The sequence below is a fragment of the Pseudarthrobacter sulfonivorans genome (assembly GCF_001484605.1).
In the GTDB taxonomy this organism is placed as follows: Bacteria; Actinomycetota; Actinomycetes; order Actinomycetales; family Micrococcaceae; genus Arthrobacter; species Arthrobacter sulfonivorans_A.
In genome coordinates this window covers 1,286,360-1,305,580 of sequence record NZ_CP013747.1, presented here as the reverse complement: position 1 = coordinate 1,305,580, position 19,221 = coordinate 1,286,360, and the positions used below count along the sequence as shown (strand labels likewise).

Annotated in this window: 15 protein-coding genes; 10 read left to right on the top strand and 5 right to left on the bottom strand. The window is 65.2% G+C overall.

The features are described 5' to 3' along the window. Nucleotides 1-154: 154 nt before the first annotated feature. The 4 genes from AU252_RS05735 (at nucleotide 155) to AU252_RS05720 (ending at nucleotide 3,425) form a co-directional block, all read left to right on the top strand. On the top strand, nucleotides 155-1,246 hold the full coding sequence (locus AU252_RS05735) for an adenosine deaminase (protein ID WP_083510284.1): 1,092 nt from the start codon (nucleotides 155-157) through the stop codon (nucleotides 1,244-1,246). A gap of 240 nt (nucleotides 1,247-1,486) precedes the next feature. Beyond that, on the top strand, nucleotides 1,487-2,386 hold the full coding sequence (locus AU252_RS05730) for a hypothetical protein (protein WP_058929896.1): 900 nt from the start codon (nucleotides 1,487-1,489) through the stop codon (nucleotides 2,384-2,386). Nucleotides 2,387-2,544: 158 nt separating this feature from the next. After that, entirely contained in the window at nucleotides 2,545-3,090 is a 546-nt protein-coding gene (locus tag AU252_RS05725) for a YceI family protein (RefSeq protein WP_058932773.1), read from the top strand. A gap of 5 nt (nucleotides 3,091-3,095) precedes the next feature. Beyond that, entirely contained in the window at nucleotides 3,096-3,425 is a 330-nt protein-coding gene (locus AU252_RS05720) for an acylphosphatase (RefSeq protein WP_083510283.1), read from the top strand. Between the two features lie 74 nt (nucleotides 3,426-3,499). Here the strand turns inward: AU252_RS05720 and AU252_RS05715 are convergent, their stop codons facing one another. The 3 genes from AU252_RS05715 to AU252_RS05705 form a co-directional block, all read right to left on the bottom strand. Next, on the bottom strand, nucleotides 3,500-4,723 hold the full coding sequence (locus AU252_RS05715) for an MFS transporter (protein ID WP_058929895.1): 1,224 nt from the start codon (nucleotides 4,721-4,723) through the stop codon (nucleotides 3,500-3,502). A gap of 41 nt (nucleotides 4,724-4,764) precedes the next feature. After that, nucleotides 4,765-8,484, bottom strand: coding sequence for a TM0106 family RecB-like putative nuclease (locus tag AU252_RS05710; RefSeq protein WP_430929468.1), 3,720 nt, complete (start codon nucleotides 8,482-8,484; stop codon nucleotides 4,765-4,767). A gap of 89 nt (nucleotides 8,485-8,573) precedes the next feature. Further along, on the bottom strand, nucleotides 8,574-9,770 hold the full coding sequence (locus tag AU252_RS05705) for a TerC family protein (protein WP_058929894.1): 1,197 nt from the start codon (nucleotides 9,768-9,770) through the stop codon (nucleotides 8,574-8,576). A 138-nt stretch (nucleotides 9,771-9,908) separates the two neighbouring features. Between AU252_RS05705 and AU252_RS05700 the strand changes: the two genes are divergently transcribed. Then, a complete protein-coding gene (locus AU252_RS05700; protein ID WP_058929893.1) occupies nucleotides 9,909-12,212 on the top strand; it encodes an FdhF/YdeP family oxidoreductase in 2,304 nt (767 codons plus the stop codon). A 15-nt stretch (nucleotides 12,213-12,227) separates the two neighbouring features. Here AU252_RS05700 and AU252_RS05695 read toward each other — a convergent pair whose 3' ends face one another. Continuing rightward, nucleotides 12,228-12,557: a DUF6457 domain-containing protein gene (locus AU252_RS05695; protein WP_058929892.1), complete on the bottom strand. Its 330-nt coding sequence runs from the start codon at nucleotides 12,555-12,557 to the stop codon at nucleotides 12,228-12,230. Nucleotides 12,558-12,768: 211 nt separating this feature from the next. Between AU252_RS05695 and AU252_RS05690 the strand changes: the two genes are divergently transcribed. Both AU252_RS05690 and AU252_RS05685 read left to right on the top strand, forming a co-directional pair. After that, entirely contained in the window at nucleotides 12,769-13,959 is a 1,191-nt protein-coding gene (locus AU252_RS05690; RefSeq protein WP_058929891.1) for a serine hydrolase domain-containing protein, read from the top strand. Between the two features lie 67 nt (nucleotides 13,960-14,026). Next, nucleotides 14,027-14,380, top strand: a complete 354-nt coding sequence (locus tag AU252_RS05685) for a GNAT family N-acetyltransferase (RefSeq protein WP_058929890.1) — start codon at nucleotides 14,027-14,029, stop codon at nucleotides 14,378-14,380. 21 nt (nucleotides 14,381-14,401) lie between these two features. On the opposite strand, the gene AU252_RS05680 is transcribed toward AU252_RS05685, so the two are convergent. After that, nucleotides 14,402-15,550 (bottom strand): ROK family transcriptional regulator, encoded by a 1,149-nt coding sequence (locus AU252_RS05680; protein WP_058929889.1) that lies wholly within the window; start codon nucleotides 15,548-15,550, stop codon nucleotides 14,402-14,404. 322 nt (nucleotides 15,551-15,872) lie between these two features. On the opposite strand from AU252_RS05680, the gene AU252_RS05675 reads away from it, so the two are divergent. The 3 genes from AU252_RS05675 to AU252_RS05665 are packed head-to-tail and all read left to right on the top strand — an operon-like array spanning nucleotide 15,873 to nucleotide 19,188. Beyond that, on the top strand, nucleotides 15,873-17,261 hold the full coding sequence (locus AU252_RS05675; protein ID WP_240484332.1) for an ABC transporter substrate-binding protein: 1,389 nt from the start codon (nucleotides 15,873-15,875) through the stop codon (nucleotides 17,259-17,261). Next, the gene (locus AU252_RS05670) at nucleotides 17,258-18,259 is read left to right on the top strand and encodes a carbohydrate ABC transporter permease (RefSeq protein ID WP_058929888.1); all 1,002 of its coding nucleotides are present in this window, start codon (nucleotides 17,258-17,260) and stop codon (nucleotides 18,257-18,259) included. The genes AU252_RS05675 and AU252_RS05670 overlap by 4 nt, the downstream gene beginning before the upstream one ends. Next, a complete protein-coding gene (locus AU252_RS05665; RefSeq protein WP_099093372.1) occupies nucleotides 18,259-19,188 on the top strand; it encodes a carbohydrate ABC transporter permease in 930 nt (309 codons plus the stop codon). The genes AU252_RS05670 and AU252_RS05665 overlap by 1 nt, the downstream gene beginning before the upstream one ends. Nucleotides 19,189-19,221 lie beyond the last annotated feature (33 nt).

The window sequence follows — 19,221 nt, the reverse complement described above, 5'->3', positions numbered from 1 at the left end:
TCATGTCGCCCGAAGAACGGGCTTGCATTTCACGCTAGGACATCAGGAGGCCGTTATCAAACCGAGATCATTTCTGGTGGTCAGCTGGTGATGTCCTGATGGAAGTGGGTCTGCTGAGAGGGCGAGGACCGGCTTGCAGGCATATCCTGACCGGATGAATATCTTTGCGGACGGAACCGCGGTGCCCGAAACTGAAGCTGCCGCCACTGAAACTGTTTCTGCCGCGGCAGAAACAGAAACAGCAACAGACCTGCAGGAAGAAGCGGCGCAGCTCGTGCCGTTGGCGGAACTGCACCTGCACATTGAGGGCACACTGCAGCCGGAGCTGATCCTCGAACTGGCCGAACGCAACGGCATCACCCTCCCGTACTCCGGCCTGGAGGAGCTCCGGGGACTATACGAGTTCACGGACCTGCAGTCCTTCCTGGACCTGTACTACGCCAACATGGCGGTGCTGCAGACCGAGCAGGACTTCGCCGACATGACCCGCGCCTACCTCGCCCGCGCCGCCGCCGCGGGAGTCCGGCACGCGGAGATCATGATGGACCCACAGGCCCACCTGTCCCGCGGCGTCAGCCTGGAAACCTGCGTCAAAGGCGTGGCGTCGGCGCTGGCCACCTCCCAGGAGGACTTCGGCATGTCCACCCTGCTGATTGCCGCATTCCTGCGGGACCAGTCCGAGGAATCCGCGCTGGAGGTCCTGGACGGACTGCTGGCCATGAATGCCCCCATCGCGGCCATCGGCCTGGATTCGGCCGAGGTGGGCAACCCGCCGGCCAAGTTTGAGCGGCTGTTCGCCAAAGCCCGCGAAGCGGGCCTGCGGCTGACCGCGCACGCAGGCGAGGAGGGGCCGCCGTCGTACATTATCGAAGCGCTGGACATCCTGGGAGTGGAACGGATTGACCACGGCATCCGCTGCATGGAGGACCCGGACCTGGTGGAGCGGCTGGTGGCGGACCGGATTCCGCTGACAGTCTGCCCGCTGTCAAACGTCCGGCTGCGTACCGTGGACACCCTGGCGGACCATCCCTTGCCGGCCATGCTCGCCGCCGGGCTCAACGTCTCCGTGAACTCGGATGATCCGGCCTACTTCGGTGGGTACGTGGACGACAACTTTTCCCAGCTAAAGGCCGTATTTGACCTTTCGGACTTTGACAGGGCACGGCTCGCGGCCAATTCCATCCATTCGTCGTTCGCCTCCGAGGAGCGCAAGGCCGAGCTCCTGGACGAGCTGAACCGGGGGTAGCTCCGGTCCGCCGGGCTCGCTACACTGGTGCGCGAGCGCGTCCGGGAAGAGCTCGGCGATACCCGGGATTTCCGCTTCAGGGTTGAGTAAACAGCCCCCTAGCCGAGACTCCTGCCTCACTTCTGCTGTAATCCGCGTCATAGTCGGTCACGACACGCAGAGTTAACCATTTCAAGTCGCGCGATTTAACAGGGTCTTGGCAGTATGCCTAGTGACAGATCGCATTACGCAAGGGGAATCATGGCCAAGTCCATCGCAGATAACACCGACCTCCGACTCAAGACCGTGCTGCACGTCCTGACGGAAGGCGTCTGGTCCGGCGGTTCACTCAATGCCGGCGAGGTTCTGGCGGAAGCCACCTCGCGCGTGCCGTTCAGTGATCACGAGGCTACGCTGCTCAGCGGCGGCATTCCGCGCGGGCACAAGACGCTCACGTCCGCCACGGCGAAGCTGGTCAAGGCCGGCTGGCTGGTCAAGGGCCGTTCCGGCTGGACCATCACCGATGACGGCATGCGCGCCACGGTCGCGTTCCCCGATGCGGATTCCTTCGCCACAGCGCTCGACGCCGGCACTCCGGTTCCTGCCGACGTCGCCATTCCGCCGGCACCGGCACCGGCAGCGGCAGTCAAGGTTGCTCCCGCTAAGAAGGCCCCGGCGAAGCGGACTCCCGCTAAGAAGGCCGCCGACGCCGTCGGGAAGGCCGCGAAGGCCATCGAAGACGCCATTGAGGACGCCGTGGAGCCCGTGGTCAAGGCCGTCCGCTCGCGCAAGGCAGCCCCCAAAACTGCGGCTAAGGCTGCGACCAAGGCAACGGCAGAAGCGCCCGCTGTGGAGACTTTCCCGCAGCCCGAGGCCGTTGCGGTAGCCGGCGACTTCAACACCATCCTGGGCGCGCCGGAAAACTGGGCCCCGCAGTACGACGAGGCCCAGCTGACGCTCGATGCCCTGGACCAGCTGTGGAAGATCAGCGCCGACCTGCCCGCCGGCTCTTACACCTTCAAGATCGCCCTGAACCGCTCGTGGGACGAGAACTATGGCGCGTTCGGCACGTTCGATGGCCCCAACCACGAACTGCACCACGACGGCGGCACTGTCACCATCCGCTACGACCACCGCACGCGGGACATCACCATCAACTGACCGGGCCCGCCCAGCCCGACGAGTTTTCGTCCAGTTAACGGCATCTGGGGGCGGATTTAGGGTCAGTATCTGGACAAAAACTCCGGAGTGAAGCAGTGTGGAAACCGGTCGTCCTGGCCGGTTTCCACAGCACTGTTTCCCACAAAGGAGATGCAAAAGTGACCCTACCTTCAGGCCTTACCTCGGGCGTCTGGACCCTGGACATGTCGCACAGCGAGATTGGCTTCACTGTCCGGCACGCGGGCATCAGCAAGGTCCGCGGACGTTTCACGGACGCCTCGGCCAAAGCCCGCGTTGGCTCATCCCTCGCCGACGCTTCGCTTCACGCCACGGTCAAAACGGCCAGCTTCGATTCCGGCGACGCCAACCGCGACGGGCATGTGAAGGGGGCGGACTTCTTCGATGTGGAGGAGTACCCCGAGATGACGTTCCGGGCCACCTCGGTGGAGGGCGACGGCGAGGATTACACGCTCACGGGCGATCTCACCATCCGCGGAATCACCAAGCCGGTGGAGCTGGAGGTCGAGTTCACCGGGGTGGCAGTGGACCCCTTTGGTGCCACCCGCGCAGGATTCTCCGCGGAGTGCGAGATTAGCCGCAAGGAGTTCGGCCTGACCTGGAACGCCGCACTGGAAGCCGGCGGCCTGCTGGTCAGCGACAAGGTCAAGATCAACGTCGAAGCGGCGCTGGTCAAGCAGTCCTGACGGCCATGAGGTTTTCCGGGCGCCGGCGTGACTCCAGTCGGGATATCCCTGGCCACGATAGCGGCGATATCCGGGTCTCCGCCCGTGTCTTTGGCGTGGTGCAGGGGGTCGGATTCCGTTTCTGGACAATGGGCAAGGCCGACGAACTGGCGCTCAAGGGCGTGGTGAGAAACCTCGACGACGGCTCGGTGTCCATCGAGGCCGAAGGGCCGGAGCAGCAGGTCCAAAAGCTCCTGGACTGGCTGAGGTCGGAGAACGCGCCCGGCCGGGTGGAACGGGTGGAGGAGTCCATCTCCGCGGCCGACGGATCGTTCCGGGACTTTCGGGCCCGCTGAGAGGCCCCCTGACAGGCTCCCCGCCAGCCCCGCGCGGGAGGGGCCTATGTGGACGTTTCGGCGCCGTCTGGAGGCTATGGGGACGTTGCTTCGGCCAAAGTGGCTTGGCGTTCCTTCGGCCCCGGCGGATAGGCGTGCCGCCGTCCGGCAAGGATCAGCACAAACGCGACGACGGCGGGGACTGCGGCGGCGATCGGGATCAGGAGCGGCCCCGCAAGGGTGAGGGCGGCGGCGCCGAACATCGCGCCGATCATGATCCCGATCTGGATGGTCAGTACCGTCAGGCCGTTGGCGGCGTCCCTGTACTCGCCGCCGGCCCGGAGGATGGCGGACTGGTTGTAGATCCCCATCGCGCCGATGCCTGTGCCCCAGACCAACATCAGGACCAGCGTGACCGGCAGCGCCAAGGCCGGCAGGACGCTTCCCACCAGCGGGAGCAAGGACACGGACACTACAACGCCGGCGACGGTGATCAGGAGCCAGCGCCGCGGACGGGAATCCACGGTGATGCCAGCGATCCAGATGCCCACCAACCCGGCAACACCGAGAACACTGATAGACAGCGGGATGCTGAAGTCGGGCAGCCGGACCTCGCGCAAGAACGGCGCAATGTAGGTGAACAAGGCGAAATGGGCCATGAGCATCAGCGGCCAGCCAACGGCGACAGTCTTCACTCCCGGCTGGCCGATCGCCTTGCGGATGGATGGGTGCGGAGCATCGGGGATGCGCCGCACCGGGGGAAGCAGCCACACGGCAAGGAGCGCCAGCACCACCCCGGAGGCGGCCAGGACCAGGAACGCCGCGCGCCAGCCGACGATGTTGCCCAGGGCGGTGCCCACCGGGGCGCCGATGGCCAGTCCCAGGCTGTTGCCGCTGAACACGATGGCCAGTGCCTTGCCCACTTTGTGGGCGGGGACGATCCGCGCCACAAACGGGGCCATGGCGGACCACAGCAGGCCGTGCGCGATGCCGCCCACCACGCGTGAACCCATGGCCGCGCCGAAATCGGAGACGATGGCCACCAAGGCGTTACTGGCCGCGAAGAACAGGATCAACGCGATGAGCAAGTAGTGGCGCGGGACCCGCGACAGTAGCAGCGATAAAGGGATCACGGTGACCACGATGATGGCCGCGTAACCGGCCGTCAGGTAGCCGGCGGTCGCCTCGGAGACCCGGAAGTCGGCGCTGATCTGGGGCAGCAGGCCGGAGGGCAGGAGTTCGGTGGTGATGGCGGTGAAGCCGATGGCGGCAAGGACTATCAGGGCGCCGACAGGCAACCTGTTGCTCTGGGAGGTCACCCCACGAACTTACCTTGATTCAGCGGTGAGAACACGGTTTCTCAGGGTGTTGCGCGGCTGTGACTACCAGGGCTGAGAAGACCCGCGCTGAGGCCGATGAAGGCGCCAAGTTCCTCCAGCACCGCCGGTTTGGCCGGCATGTAATTCGTGAGCTCGGGGGAGCGGATGATCACGGCCCGCCACTGGCCCCGTGACACAGCCACGTTGATCCGGTTCCGGTTCAACAGGAATTCGGCCCCGCGCGGAGCCTCGGCAACTGCGGAGCAGGCCATGGACACCAGGACCACCGGCGCCTCCTGGCCCTGGAACTTGTCCACCGTGCCCACCCGGACATCCGGCAGCCCGGCGTCGTGCAGGGCCTGCCGGATCAGCTGGACCTGGGCGTTGTAAGCGGCCACCACCAGGATGTCTTCCGGGTTCAGGGGCCTGGCCGGCTTGTCGTCGCCGGGAAGCCATTTCAGCCCGATGTGCCGCTGGGCCTGACGGACCACCTCGGTAGCTTCCTCTGCGGAGGACTTGGTGTTCCCGCTGTGGTCCACAAAGACTGTTTCCACCCCGGCCGGCAGTTCCGCGAGGCTGCGGAGGGATGCCGCAGGCGCAGCTTCGAGTTTTCCGTCGTAGCTGAGGACGGACACGGCCCGGCACAGGTCCGGGTGCATGCGCCAACTGTCCGCCAGGAAGTAGCCCAGTTCGCCGGGGAGGGTGGCGTGCCCGGCAGCGAGCCAGCCCAGGGCGGACTCGTCCACGGGCTCCGGGTGCGAGCCCTGCGTGACCTGTGGCAGCTGCTGCGGGTCACCGAGGAGCAGGAGCCGCTTGGCCGCGCGGGCCACGGCCAGGGTGTTGGCCAGAGAGAACTGGCCGGCCTCGTCAATGACCAGCAAGTCCAGGCACCCGGCGGGGACGGACCTGCCCGTCATGGTCCAGGCGGTGCCGCCCACCAGGCAGCCGCCGGGGGAGGCGAGCAGCGCGGCGACGTCGTCGTCGGACGTGCGGTGCCACAGCACGGGGTGCGGGGCGGCCAGCTTCTTCGCCACCCGCGCCGGATCCACACCGGCGGTTTCGATCGCGGTGCACAGCATGTTCTCCACCACTGCGTGGGACTGCCCCACCACACCGATCTTCCAGCCCTGCTCCACCAGCCGGGCAATGACATGCGAGCCGACGTAGGTTTTGCCCGTCCCGGGAGGGCCCTGCACGGCAACGTACGAATGATCAAGGTCCAGCAGCGTGGCGGTGATCGCCGTGACGTAGTCCGCTGCACCGGTGACGTCCTTGCCGACGGCGGCGGGACCCGGCATCGAATGGAAGCGCGGCGGCACCTTGCGCAGGATGTCGACGCCGGGGTGTTCCGGAAGGACGGGGACCGAGGCGCCGACACTCTGGGCCAGCTCGGCCAGGGCGGCTTCGATGCTGGCGGTGCGGATCGGCTGGTCCTCGGTGAGCGCCACCGGAATATGCGGATAGGCGGGGACCTTGCCTGTTTCCCGCTCCTCGATGGTGATCATGGTCTGGCCGGCAACCCGCGGGTGGTCCTCCACAGCGGTTACCAGCGTGCCAAAGGTGAACCCGCGGCCCGTGGTGGTTCCCAGCGGATCGTCCAGGCCGTCAGGGACAGGGGAGTCGTAGAGCCGGCACCAGGTGCTCCCGGGTTTGAACTCCGACCCTTCGCTCATGACTCCGGCCAGCCTCAGCGTGCGGGTGCGCATCCGGGCCGTGGGCTTTGCGACCTCCCAGTCCGTGAGTATTTCCGCGGTATCCACCACAAACACGTTGCGGTGCTCGGACCAGTGGTCGATCTCGGACTCGGTGCGGTCGAAGTGTTCCCACCAGAACTGCTTGCGCTCGCGGCGGTGGTACCCGGTGGCGGCGGCCACCATGGCGATGGCCCGTTCGTCGTTGGTCCACGGCCGGTTGTCCGGGAGGCCGGCCAGGTAGGCCTGCAGGCGGCGCTCCTCCGGTGTTGGTTCGGGTTCCGGAATTGGTGGCGGGGCAACAGCTGCGGCCGACGACGGCGCCGGCCGCCCGCCGTCGTCGGCTGTTCCGTGCCGGTCCGCTGTCCCTCGCAGACCCAGCAGCCAGTCGCGCAGGCGGAGGGTGGAGAGGCAGTCGTACTCGTTGTAGTCGGAGATGGAGGCCAGGATGTGGGCGGCCGCGGCGGCGTCGCCGTCGTCCCGGGCGGCGCAGTAACCGGCATACGCCACCACGGAGGCTCCGGCGTCCTTGACGTCCCCGGAGCGGAGGTTGCTGCCCATGTACAGGGGCTCAAGCTTCTTGATGGAGTAGGAGGGCTCGGAGATCCGCAGCGAATGCCGGGCGGTGGCGTAGAGGTCCACGAGGAGGCCGTCGCGGAGCCAGTTGTCCACGATGTCCTCGCCGGCGAGGTGCGTGACGGACAGGTTCCGCAGCGCCGATTTTTCGTAGGCGGCGTAGTGGTAGACATGCATGTCCGGGTACCTGGCGCGGCGCTCTTCCACGTAGGCGAGGAAGTCCAGGAAGGCCTGCCGCTCCTCGTTGCGCGAATGCGCCCAGAAGGGCCGGAACACGGGCTTGTCGGCGGCGTGGGCGTCAGCAGCGTCACCGTCAAACACTGGCGCCTCGATGACGCCGAACAGGTACTCCAGCCCCCACTTGCTGGTGGCGGGGTCCTGCCAGAGGGGATCGCCCTCGAAGTCGAAGAAGATGTCGCCGGGACTTGGTTTCGGAATCTCTGCCAGGGCGTTCTCCGGCAGCACCTTGAACGTGACGGTGTGCTCCTCGCCGTCCCTGGCGAAGGTGCGGGAACCGTCCGGAACGTCCCGGCCCAGCTGCATCCTGGCCTGGTCGCGGAGCCGGGCCACCGAGCCGGTGGCCTTGCTGAGCGGGAGATCCGCCAGTGCGTCGATGGTGGTGATGTGATCGGCGACGAGTTTCTTCCGCCGGAGGGTGGTCATGCCGCCCACCATCAGGAGGTCGCGGTGGGACTGGACCTGCTCGGCGCAGTAGTTGCACCGCCCGCAGAACGCGACGCCGGGCTGTTGCCACTGCACCGCCGAACCGGCCTCGTGGTGGGCGGCGGTCAGGGCGCGGAAGCGGTCGCGGCGCTCGCGGAAGACCGGCAGCAGGTCCGGCAGGGAGTGGTGGCTGCGGACGTAATCGCCGTCCACCACGGCGCCCAGCACCAGCGTGACCCGGGGCGACGGGTCCAGGCCCATGCCGATGAGCTGATCGCCGTAGGCGGCGAGCTGCAGGAGCGCACCCACCTTGGCGTGCCGTGCCAGCTTGGTGTCCCACACCTCGTAGCGTCCAGGATTGCCGGTGCCGGCAGCCTCGTTGACGATGAAGTCGGCGTAGCCCAGGAATTCGCCGTCGAAAAAAGTTGCCTGGAAGACGACATCGGCCCCGGCGCGGAGCGCGAGTTCCGTTTCAGCGTGCTTGGCCAGCAGCTCGCCGCGCGTGTTCTCCCCGCGCTCGATCGAGTACACCCCGGCCCCGCGGCTGGCGTCCCAAGCGCCGTACTGCGCGATCAGGCCGGCCAGGACCTTGGCCTCGTGCTTGTCACCGAGCGCCCCGGCACGGCGCTGCATTTCGTCGTCGGGAAACTGCGCCTTGGGGGACCGGCCCAGTTTCTCGTCCAGGATGCGGAGCGTGCGGTACTCACATTCGCTGGCGGCCACCAGATCGCTGGCGGAAAACACCAGGTCCTGCGGCGCGCTGGGGCGGGGATCAGCGAGGCGCGGATCAACAGTACCGGGATCAGCGCTGGCTGGATCGAGCAGAAACACGGGGCCTCCCCATTGACTTGCCTGGCCGGAGGACTATTCCCCTGACGCTGGTTTGAATCTAGCAAGAGGGGCTGACAATAAAGCCCCGGCTACTCCTGCGCTGCCCGGACCTGGGCTTCGTCGTGCTCGGTGTGGGCTTTGCGGAGGAGGTCCATAAATTCGGTTTCGTTACGGATGAGCCGTTTGTACTTCTCCGGCAGGCTGCGGATCTGGTCTTCCTCCCGGACCATCCGGGCGAAGAGTTTGTCCCGCTCGGCCATGTCCGTTTCGTAGTTGAGGTCCAGGTATTCGGTGGCGTGCCGTTTGGCGCCGGACACCGCGTTCTTGGCCTTGCCCTTGGTGCTGAAGATCGAGGCCAGGATGGTGACCGCCAGGACGCCCAGGATCACGGTCAGGGAAACGCCGGTGCTGACCTCCACCACGTTGACGTGCTCGCCGTCGTTGATGAACGGCAGGGTGTTCTCGTGCAGGGCATGCAGCACGAGCTTCACGCCGATGAAGCCGAGGATGGCCGCGAGCCCGTAGGAGAGGAAGATCAGCCGGTCCAGGAGCCCGTCGATCAGGAAGAAGAGTTGGCGCAGGCCCATCAGCGAGAATGCCGTGGCCGTAAAGACGATGAAGACATTCTGAGTGAGGCCGAAGATGGCGGGGATCGAGTCCAGCGCAAACAGGATGTCGGTGCCGCCGATGGCCAACATCACCAGGAGCATCGGGGTGAGGACGCGCTTGCCGTTCTCCTGGGTGAAGAGTTTGTCGCCGTCGTAATGGGCCGACGCCGGGAGGTACTTTTTGGCGAGCCTGACCACCAAGCCTTCCGCGTCGTCGTCGTGATTATCCGGCTTGAGCAGGTTCCCTGCGGTGATCAGCAGGATCAGGCCGAAGATATAGAACACCCACGCGAAACTGTTGATCAGGGCGGCGCCAAGGAAAATGAAGCCCGTCCGGGCGATCAGCGCGAAGACGATGCCGAAGAGCAGCACCTTCTGCTGGTCCGCACGGGGGACCTTGAAGCTGGCCATGATGATCAGGAACACAAAGAGGTTGTCCACGGACAGGGCCTTCTCCGTGATGTACCCGGCGAAGTACTCGGTGCCCATGGTGGTGCCACCGAACAACAGCACGCCCAGGCCAAAGAGGAGGGCGATCCCCACATAGATGGAGGACCAGATGGCCGATTCCTTGAGCGTGGGCGTGTGTGCCTTGCGGACATGGAAGAAGAAATCGAAAGCCAGCAGGCCCACAATTCCCGCGATGGTCAGGGTCCAGACAAAGGGAGGGACGTCCATCAGTCCACCCTACCTAGGCGTTTGCCGTTAGTCCTGCTTGACTTGGATGACCCCCTCTATAAGGGTGGACTGGGACCGTCACACCGAGCTGAAAACCGGTGCGCTGCCGGTGCGAGCTTGAACCAAGGAGAGTGCAACGTGGCACGCAAGAACCCGCACGTGGAAGAGGCCAACGAGGCTGACATCGAGGTCAGCGGCCACCCCAAGACGTGGGCCGCCGGCGTCCCGGGCGTCTACCACTCGTTGGAGCCGGCCGTGCAGCACATGGGCCTGGTCAGGACCGGGAAAACCCTGCTTGCCCTGAACCAGAAGGACGGTTTCGACTGCATGAGCTGCGCGTGGCCGGACCCGGGGCACCGCAAGACGTTCGAGTTCTGCGAAAACGGCGCCAAGGCTGTCACCTGGGAGGCCACTCCGGTGGTGATCGGCTCCGAATTCTGGGCCGAGAACCCGGTCAGTGACCTGCGGCAGCGGTCCGAGTACTGGCTGGGGATGCAGGGGCGCCTCACCGAGCCTGTCCACAAGCCAGCGGGGGAGGACCACTACCGGCCGGTCAGCTGGGAGCAGGCGTTCACCATCGTCGCCGACAAGCTCAAGGGGCTGCCGAGCCCGGACCAGACCGCCTTCTACACCAGCGGCCGGACCTCCAACGAGGCCGCGTTCCTCTACCAGCTGTTTGTCCGGGCCTACGGGACCAACAACCTGCCGGACTGCTCCAACATGTGCCACGAGTCCTCTGGCTGGGCCATGGGCCAGACCATCGGCATCGGCAAGGCCACCATCTCCTACGATGACTTCGCCAAGGCGGACCTGATCATCGTGATGGGCCAGAACCCGGGCACCAACCACCCGCGGATGCTGACCGCCCTGGAGGAAGCAAAGGAGGCGGGAGCCAGCATTGTGGCCGTGAATCCGCTGCCGGAAGCGGGCCTGATGCGCTACAAGAACCCGCAGAAGGTCAAGGGGATCATTGGCCGCGGCACGGAGATCGCCGACCAGTTCCTGCAGGTACGCATCGGCGGGGACATGGCCCTGCTCCAGGCCGTCTCCAAGCGGGTCCTGGACGCGGAAGCTGCGCATCCGGGCACGGTGCTGGACCACGCGTTCCTCGCCGAACACTGCCAGGGTCTGGAGGAGCTTCGCGAGCACCTTTCCCAGCTGGACGAGGCTGCCGTGCTGGCGGCCACCGGCCTGCGGACCGAGGATATCGACGAGCTCGCGGACCGTTATCTCAGGGCGGAGAAGGTGATCATCACCTGGGCCATGGGCATCACCCAGCACAAGAAGGGCGTGGCCACCATCAAGGAGATCATCAACCTCCTGCTGCTCCGGGGCAACATCGGCAAGCCCGGCGCCGGAGCCTCTCCCATCCGCGGTCACAGCAACGTCCAGGGCGACCGCACCATGGGCATCTGGGAGCAGATGCCGCCGGCATTCTTGGACGCCCTCGGCAAGGAATTCAGCTTCGAACCGCCGCGCGAACACGGCGTCGACTCCGTCGAAACCATCAGGCAAATGCGCGACGGCGGCATCAAGGTTTTCGTGGCCATGGGCGGCAACTTCGTGGGAGCCATTTCGGACACCCACGCGGCGTTCGCGGCGATGGAGAACACCGAGCTCTCGGTCCAGATTTCCACCAAACTCAACCGCTCGCACGCGGTCACCGGCGCCGAGGCGCTGATCTTGCCCACGATGGGCCGCACGGAGATTGACATGCAGGAAACGGGTCCGCAGTTTGTATCCGTGGAGGACACGGTCTGCGCCGTGCATGCCTCACACGGAACCGTGAAACCGGTGGCGCCGGGCCTGCTGTCCGAAGTGGCAATCGTCAGCAGGCTGGCCCAAAAAGTGGTGGGTGACTCCGTGCAGGCGGACTGGGCCGGGTTCGAGAAGAACTACGACCTCATCCGGGACCACATCTCGCACGTGGTCAGCGGCTGCGAGGACTACAACCGGAAGATCCGGCAGGACGGCGGTTTTGTGCTCCCGAACGGGCCCCGGGATTCCCGGACGTTCACCACCCCGACGGGCAAGGCCATGCTCACCGTTAACGAGCTCGAACATATGGAGCGGCCGGCCGGAACGCTGATCCTGCAGAGCATGCGCTCGCACGACCAGTTCAACACCACCATCTACGGCAACAACGACCGCTACCGGGGCATCAAGAAGGGCCGCGAAGTGGTGTTTGTCAGCCCCGGGGACCTCGCCGAACTGGGACTCAGCGACGGGCAGCACGTGGATATCCACGGCGTGTACCAGGACAACGTGGAGCGGGTGCTGCGGAACTTCCGGGTGGTCTCCTACCCCACGGCGGCCGGCTGCGCGGCAGCCTACTACCCTGAAGCCAACGTGCTGGTGCCGCTGGACAGCGTGGCCGAGGGCAGCCAGACGCCGGCGTCGAAGGAAGTGATCGTCCGGCTGGAGCCCGTAGCCGTTGATTGAGCGTGTCTAGACCCGCTACTGGCCGGTGTCCGCCCACCCCTCAGCCGCCGGGCCGCCGTCGTGCCCGTCCTCGCACAGCCGGAAGGCGACGTCGGCCGCCTGGGTGACTGCCGCCGTCGACTTTTCCTTGGATCCGGCGCTGCCGTTGCCGGCGGCGAGCCCTGCGGCGTAACCCACCAGGAACGTGGTGACCGGTGCAGCCGCATGGATCACCGAGCCGGCAGACTTCCTGGCCAGATCAAGGAGGAGTTCCTGATCCACCTCCAGGTCCAGGATCTGCAGTGCCTGCGCCAGTCGCTGGGTCCACTGGTCCAGGACCTGGGCTTCGTTCTCGTCAACAGTCATGTTCGCTCCTAGGTTGCCGGTTCGCTGCTGGTGGGCGGCAGGGGGAGTCCTTGCCCATTGCCCACGACACTACAAGGCCTGGGCGGCTGCGTCACCGGGCTGCGGCAGCGTCCTTGACACTCCGTTTTGCCCTGAGGAATATCGAAGGTGCCGGGCAGCTGGCGGTCTCTTGGGAGTTCAGTTGCTGACTGGCCCCGTGAAGGGACGTGGGATGCAGGCAGCCGTTCATGGTTTCAGCTCCTCCGGCCTTGCGGTCGCCGTGGCAGCGGCCGCGCTGGTGGCCTCGCTCGCAGGCTGCACCAGCGCCCCGGATCCGCCAGATCAGCAGTCCCCGACCGTTCAATCCACGACGGCGGCGGCCGCCACTGCCCCGGCGCCGCGGGCTTTTGTGGGAGTGCTGGAAAAGTACAGTGCGGACATGCGCGCAGGGGGAGCGACGGCCGTCATCATCCAGTTGAAGTCAAGGCTGGGCGAATGGTCCTCGGCCGAAGGCGTCCGCAGCCTTGAAACCCAGGAACCCGTGCAGCTGACGGACCAGACCCATATCGGCGACATCACCACCACCATGGTGGCGGTGTCCGTCATGAAGCTGGTGGAGGAGGGAAAAGTCCAGCTGGATGACCCCATCCAGAAGTACCTGCCGGACTTCGAGAACATCATCAAGCCGCCTGGACCCATCACCATACGCAGCCTCCTCAGCCACCGGTCCGGGATGCCCGACTATTGGGTATCGCCCATCCACATAGGTGACGGGCCCTTCACCCATGAACAACGTGTGTCGTTCGTTGCGGGCATGCCCTGGACCGGCGGATCGGGCAGCCTGTACAGCTACTCCGCCACGAATTATTCGGCGTTAGCCCTCCTCGTCGAGAAGCTGCGGGGCAAGGACATCGGAGCGGTCATTCACGACGACAACGTGGTGCCCTTGGCGCTGCAGGACACCGTGATGACGGGGGAGGAACCGGACCCGCAGCGGATGCTCCACGGCTACACCCGGACGGAAACCGGCGAGCTGGAGGACAAGGCTCTAGATCCATTCCACAACGGTTCCCCCGACACCGGGATGATTTCCACCGTCCCGGAACTCAACACCTATTTCGCCGCCCTGCAGAAAGGGACGCTGCTGACGCTCCAAAGCGTGCAGGAGATGCATCACCCAAAGTACGAAACGTTCGGCCTTGGCCTCGTCAGGCAGTACGACGAGTGCTCCAACAATGACTATTTCGGCCATGTCGGCGTGGTGCGGGGATACGCGGCCCTCGCGCTGATCAGCTCAGACGGGTCCCGGCAGGTGGCCATGGCGGTGGCCCGTGAACCCGTCCCGGACCCCGTTGGTTTCGAAGACTGGCGGTCGCTCGAGATGGCCGAAGCAGCGGTTAACGCGCTCAACCTGGCCTGTTAGCGGGAGATGAAATAAGGGTGGGGGTCTCGAGGTTAGGCTGTACGAGAAGCCGAACCGAGGAGATCCCGTGAACGATGTCACCATCCGCCACAACCCGGAGCGGCAGCGCTTCGAAGTGCTGACCGGCGGGAATGTCATTGGTAAAGCCGTATACAAGGAGTACGACGGCGGCGGCTCGCCGCAGCGGATTTTCTACCACACGGTGATCAATGAGGAATACGGCGGCCAGGGACTTGCAGGCAAGCTCGCCAAGGTGGCGCTCAATGAAACGATTGACGAGGGTCGCGCCATCGTCCCGGTCTGCCCCTTCATCAAGAAGTACGTCCGCAAGCACCCGGATTACGCGGCGGCCGCGGTGGCCATCACGCCGGCGCACCTGGAGTTCCTGAACACCGCCTTGGCCCCGCGGGCCCGGGCGTAGCGGTCAGTTTTCCGGCTGTGCTTAGCCGAGCCGGGCGTTGACCGCGGAAGCAGAGAAAACTTGGTTCACCAACAGGGAGGACATCCCGCGGATTCCTGCGTCCTCGCCCAGGGCTGCAAGCCGGACGTCAAGGTGACGCGTGGCCCGGGGGAGGGACATGGGATACAGCGTTTCGCGAATGCCGCCGATGAGCGACGACGAGGCAAGGTCTCCGGCGATGAGCAGGACTGCCGGATTAAGCAGGCACACGACGGTGGCCATCACTTCGCCGAGCCGACGGCCCGCTTCGTGTGTCAGCCGCATCGTGTCGACGTTTCCCGCCAGCAGTTGCTGGCGCACATCCCGCCCCGAGGAAGCCTCGATGCCGAGGCCTGCGAGTTCGCGTGCGATGGCGCCTCCACTGGCTCCCGCGGCGAGGCAGCCGAAGGAGCCGCATTGGCACTGCAGCTCAGCGAAAGCAGGGTGGCGGACGTGGCCGATGTCGCCCGCGCCGCCGTCGACGCCCTGGTAGATCCGCCCGTCGATGACCAGCCCGGTGCCGATGCCGGTGGAAACCTTCACCAGGCACAGCGAAGTGGTGCCGGCGAACCCGGCACTGTATTCGCCCACAGCCATCGCGTCCGCGTCGTTCTCCACCAGGACAGGAACCGGGAACGCGTCCTGGATGAACTCCACTATCGGGTAGGCGTCCCAGCCGGGCATGATGGGCGGTTGGCTGGGCCGGAGCGTGTGCGGATCCACCGGGCCGGGGATGGAGACACCCACCCCCGAGACCTTCGACGCCGGCGTCTTGGACCCCTTAAGGAGTCTGTATCCCGCTTCGATGATGCCGTGCAGGACTTTCTCCGGACCGTCGTCGACCGCAATATCCAGGTGCTCATCGGCCACGATGGCCCCGCTGAGGTCGGTGAGGGCGACGCGGGTGGAGGTTGTTTCAACCGACGCTGAAATCGTGCAGGAGTGCTGGAGGTTGAAGGCCAGGTCAGTGGGGCGGCGTCCGCCGGATGGCCTGGCAGTGCCGGCCTCGCGGATCAGTTCGGCCTTCAGGAGCGCATCCACGCGCTGTGCCACCGTCATGCGGGACATGCCTGTTTCTTCCTGGAGGTCCCCGCGCGTCCGGGCCTTACCCGACCGGATTAGCTGAAGGACGTCCCCTGGTCCCACGTACATCTGCGGCTCCTACGGTTGAAAGGCACTTTGGCAATCCTAGGTGCTCCTGAGGTGGAGGAGGCATAACCTGCTTGCGCCCGTGTCGATTGACTCTGCAGCTAATGCTAGACAGCTAGACAACATTTGGATAGCCTTTAGGCACAAGTCCCGGCTTTGTGACTGCGCTCACAGCCGGGAAGTCTTTCAGCACCTGTTTGCTGGCCCGGCCGAAGCGGTCCGGGCCAGACGGAAACGGGGGCCCAGCGTGCGAATCCGCGGCACCGGTTCCGGGGCCGCCGAAGACAGGAGCATCGAAGTGATGAGAACCAGAGGACGCTCACAAGTGGCCGTGATTGCGGCAGCGTCGCTGACCATGGCAATGCTGGCAAGCTGCACACCCAACGAAGGTTCGAATGGCGGCCCAACCACTGGCGGCACGCAGGCGATCACCGTCTGGACCGCGGACACCCTGCCGGATCGCGTCGCCAAAACGGAGGAGATCATCGCCAAGTTCACCGCCGCCACGGGCGTTCAGGTTGACCTGGTGGGCGTGCCGGAGGACCAGTTCAACCAGGTCCTGACCTCATCCGCTGCGGCCGGGGATCTCCCGGATGTCATCGGCTCCATTTCACTTGCGCAGGTCCGCACGCTCGCCGCCAACGACCTGGTGGACCCCGCAGGCAACAAGGCGGTCATCGAGAGCCTGGGTGCAAGCACATTCTCCGAGCGGGCCCTCGAGCTGACGCGGGACGGCGACCAGCAGCTGTCGGTCCCCGACTCCTCCTGGCAGCAGCTCCTTTACTATCGGAAAGACCTCTTCGACAAGGCCGGCATTGCGGCACCGAAGACCTATGACGACATCAAGGCAGCGGCGCAAAAGCTGGACACCCCGCAGCTCGCAGGCCTTGCGGCAGCCAATAAGCCTGGCGAGGCGTTTACCCAGCAGACGTTCGAACATATTGCGCAGGGCAACGGCTGTGAAATGGTCAATGACCAGGGGGACATCACTTTTGACAGCCCCGAGTGTGTGGGTGCCCTTGAGTTCTACCGCGACATGCTGACCCAGTACTCGGTTCCGGGCGCCCAGGATGTGGACACGGTCCGCGCTTCCTACTTCGCAGGCCAGGCAGCCATGGCTATATGGTCCACCTTCATTCTGGACGAGATGGCCGGCCTGCGTGACAACGCCAAGCCCACGTGCCCGGAGTGCGTTGCCGATCCTGCCTTCCTCGCCAAGAACACGGGCGTCGTGACAGGTATCCAGGGACCCGACGGCGGGCAGCCAGCCCAGTTTGGCGAGATTGTGTCCTGGACAGTCATGAAGGACTCTGCCTCGGATTCCGCGAAGAAGTTCGTGGAGTACTTCATGACCGACGGCTATGTTGACTGGCTGTCCATCGCCCCCGAAGGCAGGCTTCCGGTCCGTGCGGGAACGGCGGACAATCCGACTGAATACTCGGACAAGTGGAAGACCATGCCCGCCGGTGTGGACCGGAAAGAACCTCTGGGTAACTTCTACTCCGAGGACGTGCTCTCCATCCTTGAGCAGGGTCCGGATGACCTGAAGCGCTGGGGCATCACCCAGGGCCAGGGCGACCTGGTGGGCGCAGCCTTGGGCGAACTGCCCATCGCCAAGGCCGTCAGCGACGTCACGTCCGGCGGAGTCGATCCTGCAACCGCAGCCAAGCAGGCCGCGGAATCCCTGCGCTCCATTCAGGGTTCGCTGAAGTGAGTTCTGTCAAAAAGGACGTTCCTGCCGGGCCGGCGGCATCAGCCGCCGGCCCGCGGGGGCGCCGCAAGCTTTCACCGATGGCCAGGGAGGAGCAGCGGGCCGGACTCACACTGCTTTCGCCCACGCTGATTCTGGTCCTGGTCATGGTGGTTCTGCCGATCCTCTGGACCCTGGTGCTGGCGTTCCAGCGCGTGCGGATCCTGAATATCCGTACCGCCGGCATCTTCGGCCCGTATACGGTGGCCAACTTCGAAAGCGTGTTCTCGAGCAGCTTCTTCACGTCGCTCGGCACAACGCTGGCCTACTCCATCTTCGGCACCGCTGGGGCGATCATCCTGGGGCTGATCGCGGCGCTGGCCCTCCGGAAGCCGTTCAAGGGCAGGACCCTGATCCGCGCGTCCATGCTGATCCCTTACGTATCACCCATCGTGGCCGTGACATTTACCTGGACCACCATGCTGGATCCGCAGTTCGGCCTCATCAACTATTGGGGAAAGCGGCTGTTGGGCTGGGAGGAGTCCATTCCCTTCCTCAGCGAGCGGGCCAGGGAAGTCTCCTTCCTCGGCCTGAACTTTGAAATCCCCACCGCGCTGATTGCCGTTATCGTTTTTGAAATGTGGCGGTCCTTCCCGTTCGCCTTCCTGTTCCTCACGGCCCGGATCAACGCTATTCCGGACAGCCTGGAGGAAGCCGCCAGGGTGGACGGGGCAACCCCCATCCAACGCTTTGTCCACATCATCCTTCCGCAACTGCTGCCCACCATCGCCATGCTGTCCGTCCTGCGGTTCATCTGGACGTTCAACAGCTTTGATGACATCTACCTGCTCACCGGCGGTGGCGGCGGTACCGAAGTGGTGGCCGTGACCGTGTTCAACTTCCTGACCGCGCGTGGCGATATTGGTGCCGCGTCTGCCCAGGCGCTGGTGCTGGCCGTAATCCTCGGCCTGATGGTGGGAATCTACATCAAATTCTTCGGCAAGAAAGAGGAGGTCTCCTGATGGCTGTCCCCGTCGAAACGAGACGCCCGGCCTCCCCGTCCCGGCCCCCGGAGGGTTCGCGCTGGACGCGGGACGTGATCGAGACCAAGGTCTTCGGTGTGCTCCGCTGGGTAGTGATCGTGGGCCTGGTGCTGGTGACGCTGTTCCCGTTCTACTACATGTTTATCCTCTCCATCAGGCCCCTTGACTCGCTGCTGCGCGATCCCGGCTCGCTGGCCATTCCGTTCGGCGAACTGGATTGGAGTTCCTACCGCAACATCATGACTCCGCAGGAGGGCGGCGGCCAAGGCTTCCTGAGGTTCATGGGCAACAGTGCCATGGTGGCGCTGGGAACGGTGCTGATTTCGCTGCTGGTGGCCATTCCAGGCTCCTACGCCATCAGCCGGCTGAACTTCTTCGGCCGCCGCCAGATCAGTGCGCTGTTCCTGGCCGTGTACCTGTTCCCCAGCATCCTGCTGGCCATCCCGCTGTTCACCTTCTTCACGCGGCTCGGCCTGCGCGGCCAGTTGGTGGCGCTGCTCATCGTGTACGTGGCCCAGGTCATCCCGGTCACCATCTACATGCTGCGCAATTATTTCGACACCATTCCCACCAGCCTGGAGGAAGCCGCGGCCCTGGACGGCTGCAGCAGGCTCGGCGTGCTGCGCCGTATCAGCCTGCCGCTGGCCATGCCGGCTATTATTTCCAACGGCCTGTTCGTGTTCATGATCGCGTGGAACGAGTTCCTCTTCGCCCTGCTGTTCCTGGTGAACACCCGTTCCAACTGGACCGTCTCGCTGGGCCTGTCCCAGCTGGCCGGCAGCATTGAAGTGCCCACCACGGTGCTGATGGCCGGTTCGGTGATCCTCACGCTGCCCATCATCATCATCTTCTTCGCTGCTGAGCGGCTCCTCACCGAGGGCCTCACTGCCGGCGCGGAGAAAGGCTGATGGCGGCGATTCGGCCGCAAGGCCGGGCACTCC